We start from the raw sequence: 20,418 nt of genomic DNA, 5'->3' as shown, positions 1-20,418 counted from the left end.
CACCTGATGTGTCGGATGACACACCGCTTTCGCGAGCAAGCCCGCTCCCACAGTTTTGATTCGGTTTCTTCAGTTGGAGACATCGGCAATGGCTTGCGCCAGCAGAGTCAGGCGTGTCGCATCAATGCCCGCCACGTTGGCCCGCCCCGAACTCACCATATACACGCTGTGTTTCTCGCGCAGCTGCTTCACCTGCTCGGCACTCAAGCCGGTATAGGAAAACATCCCGCGCTGCGCCCCGATGTGCGCAAACCGCTCCGACAGACCGTGGGGCGCCAATGCCTCCACCAAGCCGGAACGCAGGTGTGCGATCCGTGAGCGCATGGCTTCGACCTCGTCGCTCCAGCGCTTTTTCAGCTCGGCATCCCCCAGGATGGTCGCCACTACCGCAGCACCATGGTCCGGCGGCGTCGACCACAGGTTGCGCGCCGTGTTGGCCAACTGGCTGCGCACATCCGTGAGCTTTTCGGCATCCGCCGCACACACGATCAAGGCGCCGACACGGTCGCTGTACAGGCCGAAGTTCTTCGAGCAGGAACTGGTGACCAGCACTTCCGGCAGTTCGGCCGCAAACAACCGCACGGCCCAGGCGTCCTGCTCCAAACCATCGCCAAAGCCCTGATAGGCGAAGTCGATCAGCGGCAGCAACTGGCGCTCGCGCACGATCTGCAGCACCTGGCGCCAGTCGTCCTGGGACAGGTCGAAACCAGTCGGGTTATGGCAGCAGGCATGCAACAGCACCACGTCGCCCTTGGGTACGCTGGACAGGGTCGCCAGCATGGCCGCCACGTCCAGGCGGTTGTCCGCACCCACGTAGGGGTAATGGCTGACCGGGATCCCGGCCTTGGCAAAGATGGTTTCGTGGATCGGCCAGGTCGGGTTGCTCAACCAGACGCCGCGACCGGGCAGGTTGTGCGCGATGAAGTCGGCGCTCAGGCGCAGGGCCCCGGTGCCGCCCGGTGTCTGGGTGGCGCCGGCGCGGCGCTCGCGGATCAGCGCGGAGTCCGCGCCGAGCACCAGCTCGCTGATGAGTCTGCCGAACGCCGCATTGCCGTGGCCGCCGATGTAGGTCTTGGTGGTTTGTGTGTCCACCAGGCGCTGCTCGGCCAGCTTCACCGAGTGCGGAATCGGGGTCAGGCCCTGGTCATCCTTATAGACGCCCACGCCCAGGTCGAATTTGTTCGGGTTGCTGTCCTGAGCGTACAGGTCCATCAGCCCGAGGATCGGGTCGCCGGGCACGCGGCCAATGGCATCGAAATGCATTACTTGCGGCCCTCGGCGTCCTTGGCCACTTCGTCGGTGCGCGCGGCCATGATGAAGTCGTTGCGGTGTAGGCCTTTGATGGAATGGCTCCACCAGGTCACGGTGACCTTGCCCCACTCGGTGAGCAGGCCAGGGTGATGGCCTTCGGCTTCGGAGATGTCACCCATGGCGTTGGTGAAGGCCAGGGCGAATTTGAAGTTCTTGAACAGGAAAACCTTTTCCAGTTGCATCACGCCGTCGCGGACTTCGATGTTCCAGTCGGGGATCTGCTTGAGCAGCACCGGCAGTTCTTCGTCGCTGACTTGCGGGGCATCGGCACGGCAGGCTTCGCAGTGGGCTTGGTTCAAGGTGGTCATGAGGGTGTCCTGAATTCGAAGGTATGAAGATCAGTAGCGTTACCCTAAAGCAACGCGCGGCCAGGGAACAGACTCACCTGGCCTCAAGATGTAAGGTTCAAGCCGCCTTGGGCTTGGGTGGAAACTTCGGTGCGTGCAGACCCAGCTGCATGCCACGTTCCACCATGCCCATGATGTCCTCCTGTGCGACTTCGAACAGGCGCTTGAGGTCGGGCAGCACGAAGTACAACGGTTGCAGGATGTCGATGCGATACGGCGTGCGCATCGCCTCCAGCGGGTCGAACACTTGATGCTCGGGCTCGGACGACAGGCTGTACACCGTCTCCTTGGGCGACGACAGAATGCCGCCACCGTAGATGCGTCGACCTTCGGGCGTGTCCACCAGGCCGAATTCGATGGTCATCCAATACAGGCGCGCCAGGTACACGCGTTGCTCCTTGGTGGCCGCCAGGCCGAGCTTGCCGTAGGTGTGAGTGAATTCGGCGAACCAGGGGTTGGTCAGCAATGGGCAGTGGCCGAAGATCTCGTGAAAAATATCCGGTTCTTGCAGATAGTCGAGTTCTTCGCGGGTGCGGATAAACGTCGCCACAGGAAACTGCTTGTTGGCGAGTAACTCGAAAAAAGTCTGGAAGGGGATCAGCGCCGGCACGCGGGCGACCTGCCAACCGGTGGTCTCGGCCAGCACCGTGTTGATTTCGCCCAGTTGCGGAATGCGGTCATGGGGCAGGCCGAGCTTGTCGATGCCGTCCAGGTATTCCTGGCAGGCGCGCCCCTCGATCACTTTCAATTGGCGAGTGATCAGGGTGTTCCACACCGCATGTTCTTCCGGCGTGTAGTGGATAAAACCTTGCGCATCGGGCTCGCGGGCCACGTACTGCGTCTGCTTCATACGGCTCTCCTGCTAGGCATTCGTTCTTGTTATGTCCTGCGATGAGCTTATTGATAACCCGTGCGCGGCCAGATTCCATCTGTTTAAAACGCTTTTAAGTAGGAAAACTTACCAGTTTCCGTAAAGTATTCGTTACGCTTGTAAGGCTGTCCGCTGGCTTGGGCTGGGAAAAGCCCGCAAGCTGTCACATAATCTTGACGACTATCTGCGCCCAGCGACAAAAAGACGCGGCGCCTCCCCACTTTTCGGGCCTCTTCATGCGTATCAAAGTGCATTGCCAGAACCGCATCGGCATCCTGCGGGACATTCTCAACCTGCTGGTGGAATACGGCGTCAACGTCGCCAAGGGCGAGGTGGGCGGTGAGCATGGCAATGCCATCTACCTGTTTTGCCCGAACCTGGTGAATATGCAGTTCCAGGCGTTGCGCCCGCAGTTCGAGGCGATTGCCGGAGTATTCGGCGTCAAAAGGGTAGGGCTGATGCCCAGCGAGCGACGGCATATGGAGCTCAATGCACTGCTCGGCGCGCTGGAGTTCCCAGTGCTGTCCATCGACATGGGCGGCTCGATCGTTGCTGCCAACCGCGCGGCGGCGCAGTTGCTTGGGGTGCGGGTGGATGAGGTGCCAGGCATTCCGTTGTCGCGGTATGCCGAGGACTTCGATTTGCCGGAACTGGTGCGCGCCAGCAAATCGCGGATCAACGGCTTGCGGGTCAAGGTCAAGGGTGACGTGTTCCTGGCGGACATCGCGCCGCTGCAATCCTCCGAACATGACGACAGCGAGGCCATGGCCGGCGCCGTGCTGACCCTGCATCGGGCCGACCGCGTCGGTGAGCGCATCTACAACGTGCGCAAGCAGGAACTGCGTGGCTTCGACAGCATTTTCCAAAGCTCCAAAGTCATGGCCGCCGTGGTGCGCGAAGCCCGTCGTATGGCGCCGCTGGATGCGCCTCTATTAATAGAAGGCGAAACCGGCACCGGCAAAGAGCTGTTGGCGCGTGCCTGTCACCTGGCCAGCCCGCGTGGGCAATCGCCGTTGATGGCGCTTAACTGCGCGGGCCTGCCCGAGTCGATGGCCGAGACCGAGCTCTTCGGCTACGGCCCTGGCGCGTTCGAAGGTGCACGGGCCGAAGGCAAGTTGGGACTGTTGGAACTGACGGCGGGCGGTACATTGTTTCTCGATGGCGTCGGGGAGATGAGCGCGCGCTTGCAGGTGAAATTGCTGCGCTTTTTGCAGGACGGCTGCTTCCGTCGCGTAGGCAGCGATGAAGAGGTGTACCTGGACGTGCGGGTGATCTGCGCCACCCAGGTGGACTTGTCCGAGCTGTGCGCCCGTGGCGAATTCCGACAGGACCTCTATCACCGTCTCAACGTGCTGTCCCTGCATATTCCACCGCTGCGTGAATGTCTCGACGGGCTAGCGCCGCTGGTTGACCACTTTCTCGACCAGGCCAGTCGCCAGATCGGCTGCCCGTTGCCCAAGCTGGCGCCGGCCGCCATGGATCGCCTGAGCCACTACCACTGGCCGGGCAACGTACGGCAGTTGGAAAACGTGCTGTTCCAGGCGGTGTCGTTGTGTGACGGCGGGACAGTCAAGGCCGAACATATTCGGCTGCCGGATTATGGCGTGCGTCAGCCCCTTGGCGATTTTTCCCTGGAGGGCGGCCTGGAAGAGATCGTCGGTCGATTCGAGAAGGCGGTGTTGGAAGCCTTGTACGCCGAGCACCCCAGCAGCCGACAGTTGGGCAAGCGCCTGGGGGTGTCTCACACCACCATCGCCAATAAGCTGCGCGATTACGAAGTGATCAAGGCCGACAAGTAACCTGCGCTTGCCGCAGGCGGCAGTAGTCCGCCGTTTTTTCGACTATCGAGGGGGCGTCATTTCTTGACGCCTGCCGGCAAACCCCCGTCCCTCCTGCACTTCATCCTCTTTTCAAAAGTTGGTTCGCAAATTGCTTAAGCCTCATCAGTACAGCGGTGGGCGGCAAGCGTCCGTCAGAAAGAGGAAAGAGCGTGGACAAGTACCTTTATGTGGCAATGACCGGTGCCAGCCAGAATGCTCTGGCGCAGAAGGCCCATGCCAACAACCTGGCGAACATTTCCACCAATGGCTTCCAACGTGACCTGGAGCAGGCGCGTTCGATGCCGGTGTTCGGTGACAGCTTTCCGGCGCGCGCGTTTGCCATGACCGAGCGTCCAGCCACCGACTTCACGCCTGGCGCGATGATCGAGACGGGCCGTGACCTGGACGTTGCCGTCAGCGGCAATGGCTGGATGGCTGTGCAGACCCCGGACGGCAGCGAAGCCTACGTGCGCAGCGCGAGCATGAACGTCGACGCATTGGGTGTGCTGCGCGCCGGCAACGGCATGCCGATCATGGGCAATGGTGGTCCGATTGCCGTGCCGCCGCAGCAGAAAATCGAAGTGGGGGCTGATGGCACCATTAGCATCCGCGCCATGGGTGAAGGCCCGCGCGTGATGGCGGAAGTGGACCGCATCAAGCTGGTCCAGCCGGACCTGAAGAACATGAATAAAGGCCTCGACGGCACCATTCACACCAAGGATGGCCAGCCGGCCCAGGCTGACGCGACGGTCACGCTGACCTCGGGCTTCCTGCAGGCGAGCAACGTCAATGCGGTGGAAGAAATGACCGCAGTGCTGGCGCTTTCCAAGCAGTTCGAGCTGCACATCAAGATGATGAACAGCGCCAAGGAAGACGACCAGGCCATGACCCGCGTCATGCAGATGAGCTGATTGCAGCCTACTAATTAATTTGTGATGTAGCGCCAACAAACAGGCGCGCAGAGGAGAACAGCATGCTTCCGGCTCTATGGGTTGCCAAAACCGGTCTGTCCGCCCAGGACACCAACCTGACCACGATTTCCAACAACTTGGCCAACGTGTCGACCACGGGCTTCAAGCGTGATCGTGCCGAGTTCCAGGACTTGCTCTATCAGATCAAGAAGCAGCCAGGCGCCCAGTCGACCCAGGACAGCGAACTGCCGTCGGGCCTGCAATTGGGTACCGGTGTGCAGATCGTCGGCACCCAGAAGAACTTCAGCGCCGGTAACCTGCAACAGACCGGCCAGCCGCTGGACATGGCCATCAACGGCCGTGGTTTCTTCCAGATCCTGCAACCGGATGGCACCACTTCCTACACCCGTGACGGTACTTTCCACCTGGACTCCAACGGCCAGATCGTCACCGCCAACGGTTTTGCCCTGGAGCCGGCCGTGGTCGTTCCCGCCGACGCCAAAACCTTCACCGTCGGCAACGACGGCACCGTGTCCATCACCGTGGCCGGCAACCCCGCGTCGCAAGTAATCGGCAACCTGCAGACCGCCGACTTCATCAACCCGGCCGGCCTGCAAGCCATGGGCAACAACCTGTTCCTGGAAACCGCCTCCAGCGGCGCGCCGCAAATCGGCACCCCTGGCCTGAACGGTTTCGGCACCACGCTGCAAAGCACCCTGGAAACCTCCAACGTGAGCACCGTTGAGGAGATGGTCAACATGATCACCACCCAGCGCGCCTACGAGATGAACTCCAAGGTGATCTCCACCGCCGACCAGATGCTTTCGTTCGTAACGCAGAATCTGTAATCAAGTCTATGGGGCGCTCTTGAGGGCGCCTGCAACACCGTGAGGTAAGGGTCATGAATCGCTATGTTTCTGTTCTGGCATTGAGTGGGATTGCCGTGCTCGCGGGCTGTGTCGCCCCGACGCCAAAACCCAATGACCCGTACTACGCGCCGGTGTTGCCACGCACGCCGTTGCCGGCGGCCGCCAACAATGGCTCGATCTACCAGGCCGGTTTCGAACAGAACCTGTACAGCGACCGCAAGGCGTTCCGGGTCGGTGACATCATCACCATCACCCTGAACGAGCGTACCCAGGCGAGCAAGAACGCCAACTCTCAGATCGGCAAGACCAGCAAGGCCAACATCGGTTTGACCTCGTTGTTCGGCGCAGTGCCCAACACCAATAACCCGCTCGGTGATGGTGACCTCAGTCTCAGCGCCGGCTACAGCGGCGACCGCGCCACCAACGGCAAGAGCGCGGCAGGGCAGGGCAACAGCCTGACCGGTTCGATCACGGTGACCGTGGCCGATGTATTGCCCAACGGCATCATTGCCGTACGCGGTGAAAAGTGGATGACCCTTAATACCGGTGACGAGCTGGTGCGCATTGCCGGCATGGTCCGCGCTGATGACATCTCCACTGACAACACCGTGCCGTCGACGCGAATCGCCGACGCGCGCATTACCTACTCGGGTACGGGTTCGTTTGCTGACGCGAGCCAGCCGGGCTGGTTCGACCGTTTCTTCCTTAGCCCGCTGTTCCCTTTCTAGGTGGCCACTTTGAAACTCAAACAGCTGATGGCGGCCGCACTCCTGCTTTCCTTGAGCGCTGTCGCCCAGGCCGAACGGCTGAAGGACATCGCCAGCATCTCCGGCGTGCGTTCCAACCAGTTGATCGGCTACGGCCTGGTAGTGGGGCTCAACGGTACGGGTGACCAGACCACCCAGACCCCGTTCACCCTGCAGACCTTCAACAACATGCTCTCGCAGTTCGGTATCAAGGTGCCGGCAGGGTCGGGCAACGTGCAGCTGAAAAACGTCGCGGCGGTGTCGATCAGTGCTGACTTGCCGGCGTTCTCCAAGCCGGGCCAGGTAGTGGACATCACCGTGTCGTCGATCGGTAACTCGAAGAGCCTGCGCGGCGGCACCTTGCTGATGACGCCGCTCAAGGGTATCGACGGTAACGTCTACGCCATCGCCCAGGGCAACCTGGTGGTGGGCGGGTTTGACGCCGAAGGTCGTGACGGTTCGAAGATTACCGTCAACGTGCCGTCGGCCGGTCGGATCCCAGGTGGCGCCACGGTTGAACGCACCGTGCCAAGCGGCTTCAACCAAGGCAACAGCCTGACCTTGAACCTCAACCGTTCCGACTTCACCACCGCCAAGCGCGTGGTCGACAAGATCAACGACATGCTCGGCCCAGGTGTGGCCCAGGCCATCGACGGCGGCTCCATCCGTGTGACCGCGCCGCTGGACCCAAGCCAGCGCGTCGACTACCTGTCGATCCTGGAAAACTTAGAAGTGGACCCAGGCCAGGCTGTCGCCAAAGTCATCATCAACTCGCGGACCGGCACCATCGTGATTGGTCAGAACGTTAAGGTGTCGCCCGCTGCGGTGACCCACGGCAGCCTGACCGTGACCATCACCGAAGACCCGATCGTCAGCCAGCCTGGTCCGTTGTCCAACGGCCAGACGGCGGTGGTGCCGCGTTCGCGTGTGAATGCTCAGCAAGAAGCCAAGCCGATGTTCAAGTTCGGCCCCGGCACCACCCTGGATGAGATTGTCCGCGCGGTGAACCAGGTGGGCGCAGCGCCCGGCGACTTGATGGCGATCCTCGAAGCATTGAAACAGGCCGGCGCCTTGCAAGCCGACCTGATTGTGATCTGAGGCCATGGCCATGGATATGCGCAAGAGCGGCATCAGCAGCACGGCGGATTCGGGGTCCTACTCCGACTTGAACCGGCTTAACCAGCTCAAGGTGGGTGCCGACAAGAACAGCGAAGGCAACATGCGCAAAGTGGCGCAGGAGTTCGAATCGTTGTTCTTGAGCGAGATGCTCAAGTCCATGCGTTCGGCCACCGAGGCGTTGGGCAAAGACAACCCGATGAACACGCCGGCCGCCAAGCAGTACCAGGAAATGTATGACCAGCAACTGGCGGTCTCGATGTCCCGCGAAGGCGGTGGTATCGGCTTGGCCGACGTGCTGATGCGCCAGATGCAGAAGAACAAACCGGTGGAGGCCCAGGCCGCCACCCTGCAAGGCCCAGCGGCTGCGGAGCCTGCGAAAAAAGTGGATGTGCCGACAGAGATCGCGGCGGGCACCCAGGCCGAAGGCCCGTTGGGCCGCTCCAACGGCCAGCGACCCCTGTGGGCTTACCGCGTGGCTGAGCCACAGGCGGGCGCCCCGGCGGCCCACAGCAATGACATGGAATTGATGAACCAGCGGCGCATCGCCTTGCCGAGCAAGCTGACCGATCGCCTGTTGGCTGGCATCGTGCCGAGCACCCAGGTGACCGGCGAAGCCAAGGCCGCGCCACTGCGCAACAGCGCCGCTGACGATAACGTCGTCAACAGTGCGGCGCGTACCTTCGCCGTGCCGAGCGGGCGCATGCAGGTCTACGGCCGCGCCGTGGCCCAGCCACCGTTGGCGCCGGCGAAGAAAGCCTTCAGTTCGCAGGATGAATTTGTCGCCACCATGTTGCCGATGGCCAAGGCGGCCGCCGCGCGGATTGGTGTCGATCCGAAGTACCTGGTGGCCCAGGCCGCTCTGGAAACCGGTTGGGGTAAATCGGTGATGCGCGCCGAAGACGGCAGCAGCAGTCACAACCTGTTCGGCATCAAGGCCGGCCAGAGTTGGCAGGGCGGCCAGGCTCGCGCAATCACCAGTGAGTTCCGCGATGGCGCGATGGTCAAGGAAACGGCGCAGTTCCGTTCCTACGACTCTTACCAGGACAGCTTCCATGACCTGGTGACGTTGCTGCAAAGCAATGATCGCTATAAAGAAGTTGTGAAGTCGGCCGACAACCCGGAACAGTTTGTACGCGAGTTGCAAAAAGCCGGTTACGCAACCGACCCGGCCTATGCCAGCAAGATTTCGCAGATCGCCAAAACGATGGACAGTTACCAGAATTACGCTGCCGCTGGCGCAACCACACATTTATAAGGTCTGAACCATGAGTTTGCTCAGTATCGGGATGTCAGGGCTCAATTCCGCTCAAGGATCGTTGTCGGTCTTGAGTAACAACATTGCCAACGCCAACACAGCGGGTTACTCACGGCAGCAGACTACCCAGAACGCCAACGCGGCGAACCAATTCGGTGGTGTGTTCATCGGCAGTGGCACCACCCTGGCCGATGTGCGCCGGGTGTATAACGAGTTTCTCGACGCGGCGTATCAGAACAGCACCTCGCTCAACAGCGATGCCAAGGCGTATCTGGACCAAGTCAGCGCCGTCGACAAGACGCTGTCGGACAAGACCACCGGCATGTCGTCTGTGCTCAGCGCCTTCTTCGCCGCGGCTCAGACCGCCTCGGCCAACCCGAGCGACACGTCGGCACGTCAGATTCTGCTCACCAGCGCCCAGACCTTGAGCAATCGCTTCAACTCGATCTCCAACCAGTTGAGCCAGCAGAAAGAAACCATCAACAGCCAGCTGACCTCCATGGCTGACCAGGTCAACCAACTGACCTCGTCGATTGCGTCCCTCAACAAGCAGATCAACCAGGTTCAGGGCGCGTCGAATACCACGCCGGCCAACCTGCTGGATGCGCGTGCCGAGGCGGTGCGCTCGCTCAATGAGCTGATCGGCGTGACCGCCAGCGAGAAAAACGGTGTGTTCAGTGTCAGCACCGGCACGGGTCAATCCCTGGTGCTGGGCGATCAGTCCAACTCGATTTCTGCGGTGCCCGGCAAAGATGATCCGAGCCAGTACACCATACAGATGAACATGCCGGGTAACACGGCCGTCGACATCGGCAATGTGATCAGTGGTGGCAGCATCGGCGGCCTGATGCGCTATCGCAGTGACGTGTTGATGCCGGCCATCAACGACTTGGGTCGCATCGCCATCGTCACCGCCGATACGATCAACAGCCAATTGGGGCAGGGCATCGACCTCAACGGTGAGTTCGGCGCGTCGATGTTCAAGGACATCAACAGCGCGGCGGCGGTCGCTTTGCGCAGTGTGGCCGGTCAAGGCAACCAAGGCGCCGGCAGCCTGGGTGTGACGATCAAGGACACCAGCAAGCTGACCAACTATGACTACAAGGTCACCTTCAGCGATCCGGGCGACCCCAACAAAGTGACGGTGCAGCGCTCCGATGGCAAAGCCATGGGCACCTTTGATATTTCCGCCACACCGCCTTCGGTGATCGACGGCTTCACACTTGAGCTTAAAAACGGCCCGATGTCGGCCGGTGACAGCTTCAAGGTCAGTCCGACCGCCAGCGGCGCGAAGGATATCGGCACAGTCCTCACCGACCCGAGCAAGATTGCCTTTGCCGCACCGCTCAAAGGCGAGGCCAGCAAAACCAACCAGGGCACCGGTAGCTTCACGCCGCCAACCCTGACCGTGCCGCTGGATCTTCAGGGCGGCGCCAATACCGCGCAACTGCGCATCGGCATTGAAAACTCGATGCCGGTGAAGATGGTATTTGGCAAGCCCGCCGCCGACGGCACCCAGAGTTACACGATCAACGACGCCAAGGGCGATCCGATCGGCACCGGCACCATCATTCCGGGGCAGTCCAACAAAATCAGCATCAACGTGCCAATGCGCGATGCCAGCGGCGCCCTGGTGGTGCCGGCCAAGAGCTTCAGCTTTGACACCTCGGTGGCCGGCTCGCCGACCGATGGCGACAGCACCACCTTTTCGTTCAACGCCAGCGGCAAGTCCGATAACCGCAACGCGCAGGAGCTGCTGAACCTGCAAACCAAGGCAACGGTGGGTGTTGCCGCCGATGGCAGCGGCGGCACCAGCCTGGTTGGCGCCAACAGCAAGTTGGTGTCCACGGTCGGCGCCAAGGCTGCAGCGGCCACCACGGACACAACCGCCACCAACGCGTTGCTGACGGCCAACAAAAATGCGCGCAACTCCGTGTCCCAGGTCAACCTGGATGAGGAAGCGGGCGACATGATCAAGTTCCAGCAGTACTACACAGCGTCGTCGCAGATCATCAAGGCTGCGCAAGAAACTTTCAGCACGCTGATCAATAGTCTTTAAGGGAGTCTGGGACGATGCGCATTTCTACACAGCAGTATTTCGACACCAGTGCCGCCAAGTACCAGAATAACTATTCCGGCGTGGTGCAGGCTCAGCAGCAGGCGAGTTCCGGCGTGCGTGTGCAAACCGCTGGGGATGACCCGGTGGCGGCGCAGCGTTTGCTGATGCTGCAGCAGCAGAAAGACATGCTGGCGCAGTTCAGCGGCAATATCTCCAACATCAACAGCTCGCTGACCAACGAAGAAAGCGTGCTGACGGCGATCAATGCAACGATCCAGGCCGCCAGCCAATTGGCGTTGAAGGCCGGTGGCGTGACCAGTGATGCCGACCGCAAATCCATCTCGGTCGAAGTGGGTGCCCTTGAAGACCAACTGCTGGGCTTGCTCAACAGCAAGGATGCGGCGGGCAACTATCTGTTCTCCGGCTCCAAGACCGATACGCCGCCGTACTCGCGCAACATCGACGGCACCTACAACTATCAGGGCGACGAAAATGAGTTGAGCCTGCAGGTGTCCGAGACCTTGACCGTGCGCACGGGCGACACCGGCAAGACTATTCTGGAAGGGGCGGCCAACAACAGCCGCACCCAATCCAAGTACACCACGCCTGCGCCCGTGCCACCGGCAACCACACCGTCGCAAGTGGATGACCATAAAGTCGCCATTTCGGCCGGTCTGGTGACATCGAGCGTCGACTACAACAAGTCGTTCGCCGACGGCCAGCCGTACAAGGTGACCTTCACCAGCAGCACCCAGTACGTGGTGACTGACAAGGACAACAACGACATTACCTCGCAGCTCCCGGGTAATGGCACGTTCGACTCCACCAAGGAAGGCAGTGCCAGTATCAACGTGCGCGGGGTCAAGTTCGACATCACCGTCGACCTGACCGACAAGGCCACCGGCCCTGATGCCGATGCCATGGTCAAAGGTCGCGAGTTCACCCTGGCCGCCAAGCCGGACACCTTTAACGTCTCCCGTACCGCAAGTAACACCTCGTCGACGCAGTTGACCAATGCCACGGTCAGTAATCCCGCTAAATATGCCAGCACCTTCCCGGCCAACAGCGGTGTGCTGGTCAAGTTCAGCGACACTGACTCGTCGGCCTTCCAGGTGTTTGCACAGCCCTACAACGCCAACAGCAAGCCGATTGATTCGGGCGTCATCGACACCACCACCACGCCGAGCTCGATCACAGTGGCCGGTGTGACCTTTGGCCTGAGCGGCGCGCCTAATGTGGGCGATCAGTTCGCGGTGGGCGCCAGCACCCAGAAGACCCAGAGTGCCCTCGACACCTTGAGCCAATTGCGCAAGGCCCTGGAACAACCGGCCGATGGTATTCCAGGCGCACGGGTGAAGCTGCAGGATGCACTCAACGCGGCTGTCAGCAACCTGACCAGCTCGGCGGACCAGGTGGACAACGTGCGCGGCTCCATCGGTGCGCGGCAGAATGCGCTCACCGTGCAGTCCAGCGAAAACGAAAGTGTCGGCCTGGCCAACAAATCCACAATGAGCGCCCTGGCGAACATCGACATGGGGGAAGCGGCGATTAACCTGACCCTGCAGCAAACCATGCTGGAAGCGTCGCAGTTGGCCTTCGTGAAAATCTCGCAGTTGAGCCTGTTCAACAAGATGTAAGTACCTTTACGTCAAGCGGCCCGCTCTGGAAACAGGGCGGGCCGTTGTCGTTTCTGGGATTTAATTGTTTGAAGGTTTTGCACAAAGCACACAAAATTGAGTGACCTGTGAGTCATAAAGCGCATCTTCACTGTATCGTGTGAAAAGGATAAGTCGTCACAGGGTCCTTGCGAGGCGGCTTTCAGCGGGATTTTTATGGGGTTATCCCCTTTATTGTCAGCACTCCGGGCGTGGCCCAGGGGTGTTCTCCAGCTATTTAGTATTGGGAAGCCACAATGATTGGCATAAAAAGCATCGCCAGTTACGTGCCGGCGGACGGGATCGATAACTACGCCCAGGGTGCCAAATTCGCCAAGGATGAAGAATTCATCATTGGCAAGATCGGTTCGGCGTTCCTGCCGCGCAAGGAAGCCGCGCAGGAAACCTCCGATCTGTGTGTCGAGGCGGTCAACGCTTTGTTTGCCAACAACCCGGATTTGAAACGCGAGTCGATCGACGCGCTGATCGTCGTCACCCAGAATGGCGATGAAGAGGGCTTGCCGCACACGGCGGCCATCGTCCAGGACAAACTCGGCCTGCCGACCCACGTGGCGGCCTTTGATATCTCCCTGGGTTGCTCCGGTTATGTCTACGGCATCTACGCGATGAAGGGCTTCATGGAAGCCGCCGGCCTGAAAAACGGCCTGTTGATCACCGCCGATCCGTATTCGAAGATTGTCGACCCGGAAGATCGCAACACCACCATGCTGTTTGGCGATGCTGCAACGGCCACCTGGATGGGCGAAGACGCGCCGTGGTTGCTGGGCAAGTCGAAGTTCGGCACCGACGGTTCCGGTGCGCCGCACCTGAAGGTCAGCGATGGCGTGTTCTTCATGAACGGTCGTCAGGTGTTCAACTTCGCACTGCTCAAAGTGCCGGCGCATTTGCATGAGCTGCTCAATGAGTCGGACCTGAAGGCAGACGAGATTGACGCGTTCTGCATCCACCAGGGCAGTGCGGCGATTGTCGACGCCGTGGCGCGTCGCTTTGAAGATGCGCCCGTGGACAAGTTCATCAAGGATATGGTCGAGACCGGTAATACGGTGTCGTCGAGTATTCCGCTGCTGCTGGAAAAGCACGTGATGGACGCCGCCTGGAAGCGCGTCGCCATCAGCGGTTTTGGTGTGGGCCTGTCGTGGGGTTCGGCGATTCTCTATCGCCCTTGATGCCTTGATAGCTTCCATAAAAAACGCCGAGGGTCGAAAGACTCTCGGCGTTTTTTATTTGGCGCCAGAAAACCCCGTGAAAGCGGGGTTTCGCACCCACCTAAACCCTTGAATTGCAAAGGGTGGCACGGCGCCAGTAAAAAAATCAAAAAAAATCCTCAAGCAACCGGCCACCACGACGATAACTATTACGTAGGTTCTCAGGCCACACCCGGCGGTTGCCAGGGCCGGAAGCCGCAGTATCCATCCAACGAGGATTTCGTCATGGCTTTAACAGTAAACACCAACATTGCTTCGATCACTACTCAGGGCAACCTGAACAAAGCTGGCGGCGCCCTGGCCACTTCCATGCAGCGCCTGTCTTCCGGCCTGCGTATCAACAGCGCTAAAGACGACGCTGCCGGCCTGCAGATCGCCAACCGCCTGACCAGCCAAATCAACGGCCTGGGCCAAGCAGTCAAAAACGTGAACGACGGTATCTCCATCGCTCAGACCGCTGAAGGCGCGATGCAGGCTTCGACCGACATCTTGCAAAAAATGCGTACCCTGGCTCTGTCTTCCGCTACTGGCTCCCTCAGCGCTGACGACCGTAAGTCGAACAACGACGAATACCAGGCTCTGACTTCGGAACTGACCCGTATCTCGCAAACCACTACTTTCGGTGGCCAGAAGCTGCTGGACGGTTCGTACGGTACCAAAGCTATCCAGGTTGGCGCCAACGCCAACGAAACCATCAACCTGAGCCTGGAAAACGTTGCAGCCAACAACATTGGTTCGCAGCAGATCAAGAGCGTTGCGATCACTCCGACTACCGCAGGTATCGGTAGCGCTGCTGGCACTATCACCGTGACCGGTAACGGCCAGGTGAGCGATGCGATCGCCGTACCGGTCGGAGCGTCGGCACAATCTATCGCAAGCAAGTTGAACGGTGCCATTGGTGGTTTGACTGCCACAGCAAGCACTGAAGTCCAACTCGAAGTTAACGCTGCCGCGTTTACCGGTGCCACCCCTGCTGCTGGCGCGACCTTTGACCTCACCATTGGTGGTCAGAAAGTCACCATGACCGGTGTAACCAGCCAGGCTGGTTTGGCTGATCAGCTGAAATCCAACGCCGCCAAGCTGGGCATCAGCGTCAACTTCGACGAATCCAAGAAGACGCTTTCGATCAAGTCCGATACCGGTGAGAACGTCGTATTCGGTGCTGTTACAGGCAACGCCGCCGGTGCAGCCGCTGTTACAATCAAATCCAAAGATGGTGCTGGCGGTTTTCCTACCGGTGCAGGCACCGCTTTGCTGGAAACTGACGTGATGATCGCCACTGGCCAGGTATCGCTGGACTCCTCCAAGGGCTACTCCTTGTCCGGTGACGGTGTTGGCGGCCTGTTCGGTGCTGCTGCCGCCACAACTGCTGCTTCCGCCAAAACCACTATCGCCAACACAGACGTCACAAGCGCTGACATGGCTCAAAACGCTCTGTCGGTTATCGACAAAGCCATCGGCACCATCGACAGCGTACGTTCGGGCCTGGGTGCTACCCAGAACCGTCTGACTACCACTGCAGACAACCTGCAGAACATTCAGAAGAACTCCACTGCTGCACGTTCCACCGTTCAGGACGTCGACTTCGCTTCCGAAACCGCCGAGCTGACCAAGCAACAAACCCTGCAGTCGGCTTCCACCGCGATCCTGTCGCAGGCTAACCAGCTGCCATCCGCTGTACTGAAGCTGCTTCAGTAATCCCGGCGCTTGGTAACTAACGGAAGGGCGCGTCTACGTGCCCTTCCGTTTTTTCGGTTTAGAGGAGATTGGACATGGACATGAGTGTAAAGCTGAACCAGTCTTATCCGCCGGTTGCACCTCAAAGCGCACCAGCACCGGTAACTGCCGACAAAAGCATCAACAACGTCCAGGAAACACCCGCCATTGGCAAGCAGCCTGAGCGCGCGGACCTGGAAAAAGCAGTCACTGATATTCGCGAATTCGTACAAGCTGCGCAGCGCAGCCTGGATTTTTCCATTGATGATTCCACCCACCGTGTGGTGGTCAAGGTCATCAATACCGACAATGGTGAAGTGATTCGCCAGATTCCGTCGGAAACCGCATTGAAACTGGCACAAAGCCTTTCCAGCGCAAGCAACGTGTTGTTTGACGACAAGGCGTGAGCTGGCATGAAACTTGTTGCTGTCAGGTCTTGAGGCGTAATAAGTCAAGATAACGGCAGCCACCGAACAGGAGATAGATGATGGCGGGTTCAACGGTAAGTGGTATCGGTTCGAACATCGATACGCAAGCGATCGTGAAGTCCTTGGTGGACGCCGAAAAGGTGCCCAAGCAGACACAGATCAATACCGCGTCCCAGAAGGCGACCACCACGCTGTCTTCGATCGGCAAGATTCAAGCAGCGCTGGATGCGTTCCGTGGTGCGCTGGACGCCATGACCAAGGACAGCAGTTTCACCGGTTTGACCGGTTCGTCCTCGGATGAAAAGACCGCGACCATGACGGCCAGCAATACGGCCTCGAACGGTAGTTTTCGATTGATCGTCGACCAGTTGGCCCAGGCGTCGAAGTTGTCGAGCAAAAACTTCGCCAGCGGCACCTCGACCGTGGTCAACTCCACAGACAAAGCGACTACGTTGACCATCACTCAGTCCGGTAAGGCCTACGATGTCAGCGTGCCGCCCGGCGCGACCTTGCAGCAGGTGCGGGATTCGATCAATACCCAGTTTGGTACCTCGGGGTTGAGTGCCAACATTCAGACTGACTCCAATGGTTCTCGCCTGATCCTGACCTCGACCACCATGGGCACCGGCTCGGACCTCACGCTTTCGGGTACATCGGGGCTGGACGTGGGTTCCACTGTTGTCGATTATCCCAAGGATGCGGAGTACAGCATTGATGGTGTTGCGTCGGTCTCCAAGACCAACAATATCGAGGGCGCGCTCAGTGGTGTGAACATCAAGCTGGTGGCGGTTTCCACCTTCAAAACCGGCACGACTGGCGACAAAAACGCGACCTTGATCACCGTCAGCACCAACAATGCGGCGCTCAAGTCCGGGGTCAAGGGTTTCCTGGATTCCTACAACGCGCTGATAACGGCCATGAATGCCGAAACCAAGGTCACCAAGAACCTGGACGGCAGCACCACGCCGGCAGCCCTGACGGGCGACTCGACCATGCGCTCGCTGCAGGCCGCGATTCGGAATGAGTTCAACGAGCTGTCCGGGACCGGTCAATTCAAGTCGTTGGCTCAATTTGGTATCAGCACCAGCTCCACCACCGGTCTGCTGACAATTGATGACAAAAAGTGGGATGCGGCGGTTAAAACCAACGGTGCCGACATCAACAGCATGTTCACCGGCAAAGACGGCATGCTGGCGCGCATGAAAAGCGCGACCGATGACTTCGCCAAGGCAACCACGGGCGTTCTAGCCACACGTTCCACCTCGCTGTCTGACAGCCTGAAAGATCTGTCCAAGCAGCAGGAAACCCTGAACGAGCGCATGGACCTGCTGACCAAAAGCCTGTCCGACAAATACAACGCCATGGACACCCTGGTGGCCCAACTGCGCCAGCAAAGCACCAGCGTCATGACCACGCTCAACGCCTTGAACAACCCTAAGACCAATAATTGATTCCAGGTGAATGCAAAAGGCCAGGCAACCTGCCTGGCCTTTTTGTATCGGAGGACGACTGGCGCTAAAGCTTTTTGCGACCCAGTCGACATATTGGTTACTGAAACCCTTTTCGCTGTCGCCTGTCACGAGGTAGAAACATGAATCCCATGAGAGCCCTTCGCCAATACCAGAAGGTCAATTCCCATGCTCAGATCTCCGAAGCCAGCCCTCATCGTCTGGTGCAGATGCTGATGGAAGGCGGCCTCGACCGCATGGCCCAGGCCAAAGGCGCGTTGGCGCGCGGCGACATCGCGACCAAGGGCCTGATGCTCGGCAAGGCGATCGATATCGTCATCGGCCTGCGTGACGGCTTGGATGCTGAAAAGAGTGATAACCCGGCTTACGTCCAGCAGTTGGAAAGTCTGTACGCGTACATGACCAACCGTCTGATGGAAGCAAACCTGCACAACGATGCCGACATGATCGACGAAGTGGCGCGTTTGCTGATTACCGTAAAAGAGGGCTGGGATGCCATCGCAGCGCCGGCTGTCACCGAATAAGGCGCAGCAGAAAAAGGCCTGAAGGCCTTGAGGAATACGTCATGAGTCAAGCATTGCAACGCATTGATGAAACCCGTGAGGCGCTGATGGGCGCGCTGGCGGACCGTAACTGGGACGCCATTGGCGAACTGGACATGGGCTGTCGCGACGTCATCGAGCAGGTGCTTAGTGAAGCGCCGGTCGATGAGGATGCGTTGCGCGAAAAGCTTGAGAGCCTGCTGGCGGTTTATCAGCAGTTGCTTGAGGTGACGACTGGCGAACGCCAAGCGATTTTTGAAGAGATGTCGCAGATCAACCAAGCGAAAAATGCGTCAAAGGTTTACCATCTGTTCGGCTGAAAAGCGTCAGTTGGTCCGATCGGTGCGTCATATATTTGACTGTGCCAGCATTTTTGACTTAACTAGTGCTGTTTTCAGATTTCAGACGTCTAGTAAGTAATTAATCTTACAAACGTCTCGATTGCCCGCATTCCTGGGCAGGAAGTTTTACTAGGGAAGTTGCTATTGCATGTGGCGTGAAACCAAAATTCTGCTGATTGATGACGATAGCGTCCGCCGCCGCGATTTAGCGGTGATTTTGAATTTTCTTGGCGAAGAAAATTTGCCCTGCGGCAGCCATGATTGGCAGCAGGCGGTCAGCTCATTGTCATCGAGCCGTGAAGTCATTTGTGTGCTGATCGGGACGGTAAACGCTCCTGGCGCTGTTTTGGGCTTGTTAAAGACACTGTCAACCTGGGATGAGTTCCTTCCCGTGTTGCTAATGGGCGATATTTCTTCCGTCGACCTGCCTGAAGACCAGCGCCGCCGGGTACTTTCCACCCTGGAAATGCCCCCCAGCTACAGCAAATTGCTCGACTCCCTGCACCGTGCCCAGGTCTACCGCGAGATGTACGACCAGGCCCGCGAGCGCGGTCGCCATCGCGAACCCAACCTGTTCCGCAGTCTGGTCGGCACTAGCCGTGCCATCCAGCATGTGCGCCAGATGATGCAGCAGGTGGCCGACACCGACGCCAGCGTGCTGATCCTCGGCGAGTCCGGCACCGGCAAGGAAGTGGTCGCGCGCAACCTGCATTACCACTCCAAGCGCCGCGACGGGCCATTTGTGCCGGTCAACTGCGGGGCGATCCCGGCAGAGCTGCTTGAAAGCGAACTGTTCGGCCACGAGAAGGGCGCCTTTACCGGTGCGATCACCAGCCGTGCCGGGCGTTTCGAGTTGGCCAACGGTGGCACGCTGTTCCTTGACGAAATCGGCGACATGCCGCTGCCGATGCAGGTCAAGCTGCTGCGTGTACTGCAGGAACGCACCTTCGAGCGCGTGGGCAGCAACAAGACCCAGAGCGTCGACGTGCGCATCATCGCGGCCACCCACAAGAACCTCGAAAGCATGATCGAGGTCGGCAGCTTCCGCGAAGACCTGTACTACCGCCTCAACGTATTCCCGATCGAGATGGCCCCGCTGCGCGAGCGCGTGGAAGACATCCCGCTGCTGATGAACGAACTGATCTCGCGCATGGAGCACGAAAAGCGCGGCTCTATCCGTTTCAACTCTGCCGCGATCATGTCCCTGTGTCGCCACGGCTGGCCGGGCAACGTCCGCGAGCTGGCCAACCTGGTGGAGCGCATGGCGATCATGCACCCCTACGGCGTGATCGGCGTGGTCGAGTTGCCGAAGAAATTCCGCTACGTCGACGATGAAGACGAGCAGCTGGTCGACAGCCTGCGCAGCGACATGGAAGAACGGGTAGCCATCAACGGCCATACCCCGGACTTCGGTTCCACTGCCATGCTGCCGCCCGAAGGCCTGGACTTGAAGGACTACCTCGGCAATCTGGAACAAGGCCTGATTCAACAGGCCCTGGACGACGCCAACGGCATCGTCGCCCGTGCCGCCGAGCGCCTGCGCATCCGTCGAACCACCCTGGTGGAGAAGATGCGCAAGTACGGTATGAGCCGCAAAGAAGGTGATGAACAGGCGGATGATTGACGCCTGTTTTTCAAGCCGCTGATTTATCAGCGGTTTTTTTTCGGCACAAGTATTGCTACAGCCCTCGCAACGTTCCGTTTAACTGACGGTCAGCCAAGCGAGAGAGCAT

18 protein-coding genes are annotated in these 20,418 nt (G+C 59.5%); 15 read left to right on the top strand and 3 right to left on the bottom strand.

The annotated features are described in order from the left end of the window. Positions 1-69: 69 nt before the first annotated feature. The 3 genes from ACP7EW_RS04950 to phhA form a co-directional block, all read right to left on the bottom strand. Complete coding sequence (locus tag ACP7EW_RS04950) at positions 70-1,263, bottom strand: amino acid aminotransferase (protein ID WP_314529021.1); 1,194 nt, start codon at positions 1,261-1,263, stop codon at positions 70-72. Further along, positions 1,263-1,619 (bottom strand): 4a-hydroxytetrahydrobiopterin dehydratase, encoded by a 357-nt coding sequence (locus ACP7EW_RS04945; RefSeq protein ID WP_016976549.1) that lies wholly within the window; start codon positions 1,617-1,619, stop codon positions 1,263-1,265. Before ACP7EW_RS04945 ends, ACP7EW_RS04950 begins: the two co-directional genes overlap by 1 nt. A gap of 97 nt (positions 1,620-1,716) precedes the next feature. Continuing rightward, positions 1,717-2,508 (bottom strand): phenylalanine 4-monooxygenase, encoded by a 792-nt coding sequence (gene phhA, locus ACP7EW_RS04940; RefSeq protein WP_177074159.1) that lies wholly within the window; start codon positions 2,506-2,508, stop codon positions 1,717-1,719. A gap of 257 nt (positions 2,509-2,765) precedes the next feature. On the opposite strand from phhA, the gene ACP7EW_RS04935 reads away from it, so the two are divergent. The 15 genes from ACP7EW_RS04935 (at position 2,766) to ACP7EW_RS04865 (ending at position 20,309) form a co-directional block, all read left to right on the top strand. Beyond that, complete coding sequence (locus tag ACP7EW_RS04935; protein ID WP_426215668.1) at positions 2,766-4,328, top strand: sigma-54-dependent transcriptional regulator; 1,563 nt, start codon at positions 2,766-2,768, stop codon at positions 4,326-4,328. A 191-nt stretch (positions 4,329-4,519) separates the two neighbouring features. Further along, complete coding sequence (locus ACP7EW_RS04930; protein ID WP_038847726.1) at positions 4,520-5,260, top strand: flagellar basal body rod protein FlgF; 741 nt, start codon at positions 4,520-4,522, stop codon at positions 5,258-5,260. Between the two features lie 62 nt (positions 5,261-5,322). After that, positions 5,323-6,108: a flagellar basal-body rod protein FlgG gene (gene flgG / locus ACP7EW_RS04925; protein ID WP_005790105.1), complete on the top strand. Its 786-nt coding sequence runs from the start codon at positions 5,323-5,325 to the stop codon at positions 6,106-6,108. 53 nt (positions 6,109-6,161) lie between these two features. Beyond that, positions 6,162-6,857: a flagellar basal body L-ring protein FlgH gene (gene flgH, locus ACP7EW_RS04920; RefSeq protein ID WP_033900737.1), complete on the top strand. Its 696-nt coding sequence runs from the start codon at positions 6,162-6,164 to the stop codon at positions 6,855-6,857. 27 nt (positions 6,858-6,884) lie between these two features. Further along, positions 6,885-7,973: a flagellar basal body P-ring protein FlgI gene (locus ACP7EW_RS04915; RefSeq protein WP_033901075.1), complete on the top strand. Its 1,089-nt coding sequence runs from the start codon at positions 6,885-6,887 to the stop codon at positions 7,971-7,973. A gap of 4 nt (positions 7,974-7,977) precedes the next feature. After that, positions 7,978-9,249, top strand: a complete 1,272-nt coding sequence (flgJ, locus tag ACP7EW_RS04910; protein WP_426215666.1) for a flagellar assembly peptidoglycan hydrolase FlgJ — start codon at positions 7,978-7,980, stop codon at positions 9,247-9,249. Between the two features lie 10 nt (positions 9,250-9,259). Continuing rightward, positions 9,260-11,308: a flagellar hook-associated protein FlgK gene (flgK, locus tag ACP7EW_RS04905; protein ID WP_038847731.1), complete on the top strand. Its 2,049-nt coding sequence runs from the start codon at positions 9,260-9,262 to the stop codon at positions 11,306-11,308. Between the two features lie 14 nt (positions 11,309-11,322). Then, complete coding sequence (locus ACP7EW_RS04900) at positions 11,323-12,945, top strand: flagellar hook-associated protein 3 (protein WP_426215663.1); 1,623 nt, start codon at positions 11,323-11,325, stop codon at positions 12,943-12,945. A 275-nt stretch (positions 12,946-13,220) separates the two neighbouring features. Beyond that, positions 13,221-14,150 (top strand): ketoacyl-ACP synthase III, encoded by a 930-nt coding sequence (locus ACP7EW_RS04895; protein WP_311893323.1) that lies wholly within the window; start codon positions 13,221-13,223, stop codon positions 14,148-14,150. Positions 14,151-14,414: 264 nt separating this feature from the next. Continuing rightward, positions 14,415-15,887: a flagellin gene (locus ACP7EW_RS04890; RefSeq protein WP_426215661.1), complete on the top strand. Its 1,473-nt coding sequence runs from the start codon at positions 14,415-14,417 to the stop codon at positions 15,885-15,887. Between the two features lie 74 nt (positions 15,888-15,961). Next, complete coding sequence (locus tag ACP7EW_RS04885) at positions 15,962-16,312, top strand: flagellar protein FlaG (RefSeq protein WP_177074164.1); 351 nt, start codon at positions 15,962-15,964, stop codon at positions 16,310-16,312. Positions 16,313-16,392: 80 nt separating this feature from the next. Then, positions 16,393-17,784 (top strand): flagellar filament capping protein FliD, encoded by a 1,392-nt coding sequence (fliD, locus tag ACP7EW_RS04880; RefSeq protein ID WP_426215659.1) that lies wholly within the window; start codon positions 16,393-16,395, stop codon positions 17,782-17,784. A gap of 140 nt (positions 17,785-17,924) precedes the next feature. Further along, positions 17,925-18,326, top strand: a complete 402-nt coding sequence (fliS, locus tag ACP7EW_RS04875; RefSeq protein ID WP_269131565.1) for a flagellar export chaperone FliS — start codon at positions 17,925-17,927, stop codon at positions 18,324-18,326. 41 nt (positions 18,327-18,367) lie between these two features. Next, on the top strand, positions 18,368-18,664 hold the full coding sequence (gene fliT, locus ACP7EW_RS04870; RefSeq protein WP_028617332.1) for a flagellar protein FliT: 297 nt from the start codon (positions 18,368-18,370) through the stop codon (positions 18,662-18,664). Between the two features lie 169 nt (positions 18,665-18,833). Further along, entirely contained in the window at positions 18,834-20,309 is a 1,476-nt protein-coding gene (locus ACP7EW_RS04865) for a sigma-54 dependent transcriptional regulator (protein WP_033900748.1), read from the top strand. Positions 20,310-20,418 lie beyond the last annotated feature (109 nt).

It is taken from the genome of Pseudomonas sp. DWRC2-2 (genome assembly GCF_049897885.1).
Classification (GTDB): domain Bacteria; phylum Pseudomonadota; class Gammaproteobacteria; order Pseudomonadales; family Pseudomonadaceae; genus Aquipseudomonas; species Aquipseudomonas azotoformans_A.
This window is presented reverse-complemented; position numbering and strand designations above follow the sequence as displayed.

What these genes read in the sequence shown, in the direction of transcription:
- ACP7EW_RS04865 (WP_033900748.1), top strand. Translation starts at nt 18,834, where the DNA reads ATGTGGCGTGAAACCAAAATTCTGCTGATTGATGACGATAGCGTCCGC.
- fliD (WP_426215659.1), top strand. Translation starts at nt 16,393, where the DNA reads ATGGCGGGTTCAACGGTAAGTGGTATCGGTTCGAACATCGATACGCAA.
- ACP7EW_RS04935 (WP_426215668.1), top strand. Translation starts at nt 2,766, where the DNA reads ATGCGTATCAAAGTGCATTGCCAGAACCGCATCGGCATCCTGCGGGAC.
- flgJ (WP_426215666.1), top strand. Translation starts at nt 7,978, where the DNA reads ATGGCCATGGATATGCGCAAGAGCGGCATCAGCAGCACGGCGGATTCG.
- phhA (WP_177074159.1), bottom strand. Translation starts at nt 2,508, where the DNA reads ATGAAGCAGACGCAGTACGTGGCCCGCGAGCCCGATGCGCAAGGTTTT.
- ACP7EW_RS04900 (WP_426215663.1), top strand. Translation starts at nt 11,323, where the DNA reads ATGCGCATTTCTACACAGCAGTATTTCGACACCAGTGCCGCCAAGTAC.
- flgK (WP_038847731.1), top strand. Translation starts at nt 9,260, where the DNA reads ATGAGTTTGCTCAGTATCGGGATGTCAGGGCTCAATTCCGCTCAAGGA.
- ACP7EW_RS04945 (WP_016976549.1), bottom strand. Translation starts at nt 1,619, where the DNA reads ATGACCACCTTGAACCAAGCCCACTGCGAAGCCTGCCGTGCCGATGCC.
- ACP7EW_RS04885 (WP_177074164.1), top strand. Translation starts at nt 15,962, where the DNA reads ATGGACATGAGTGTAAAGCTGAACCAGTCTTATCCGCCGGTTGCACCT.
- fliT (WP_028617332.1), top strand. Translation starts at nt 18,368, where the DNA reads ATGAGTCAAGCATTGCAACGCATTGATGAAACCCGTGAGGCGCTGATG.
- ACP7EW_RS04915 (WP_033901075.1), top strand. Translation starts at nt 6,885, where the DNA reads ATGGCGGCCGCACTCCTGCTTTCCTTGAGCGCTGTCGCCCAGGCCGAA.
- flgG (WP_005790105.1), top strand. Translation starts at nt 5,323, where the DNA reads ATGCTTCCGGCTCTATGGGTTGCCAAAACCGGTCTGTCCGCCCAGGAC.
- ACP7EW_RS04895 (WP_311893323.1), top strand. Translation starts at nt 13,221, where the DNA reads ATGATTGGCATAAAAAGCATCGCCAGTTACGTGCCGGCGGACGGGATC.
- flgH (WP_033900737.1), top strand. Translation starts at nt 6,162, where the DNA reads ATGAATCGCTATGTTTCTGTTCTGGCATTGAGTGGGATTGCCGTGCTC.
- ACP7EW_RS04950 (WP_314529021.1), bottom strand. Translation starts at nt 1,263, where the DNA reads ATGCATTTCGATGCCATTGGCCGCGTGCCCGGCGACCCGATCCTCGGG.
- fliS (WP_269131565.1), top strand. Translation starts at nt 17,925, where the DNA reads ATGAATCCCATGAGAGCCCTTCGCCAATACCAGAAGGTCAATTCCCAT.
- ACP7EW_RS04890 (WP_426215661.1), top strand. Translation starts at nt 14,415, where the DNA reads ATGGCTTTAACAGTAAACACCAACATTGCTTCGATCACTACTCAGGGC.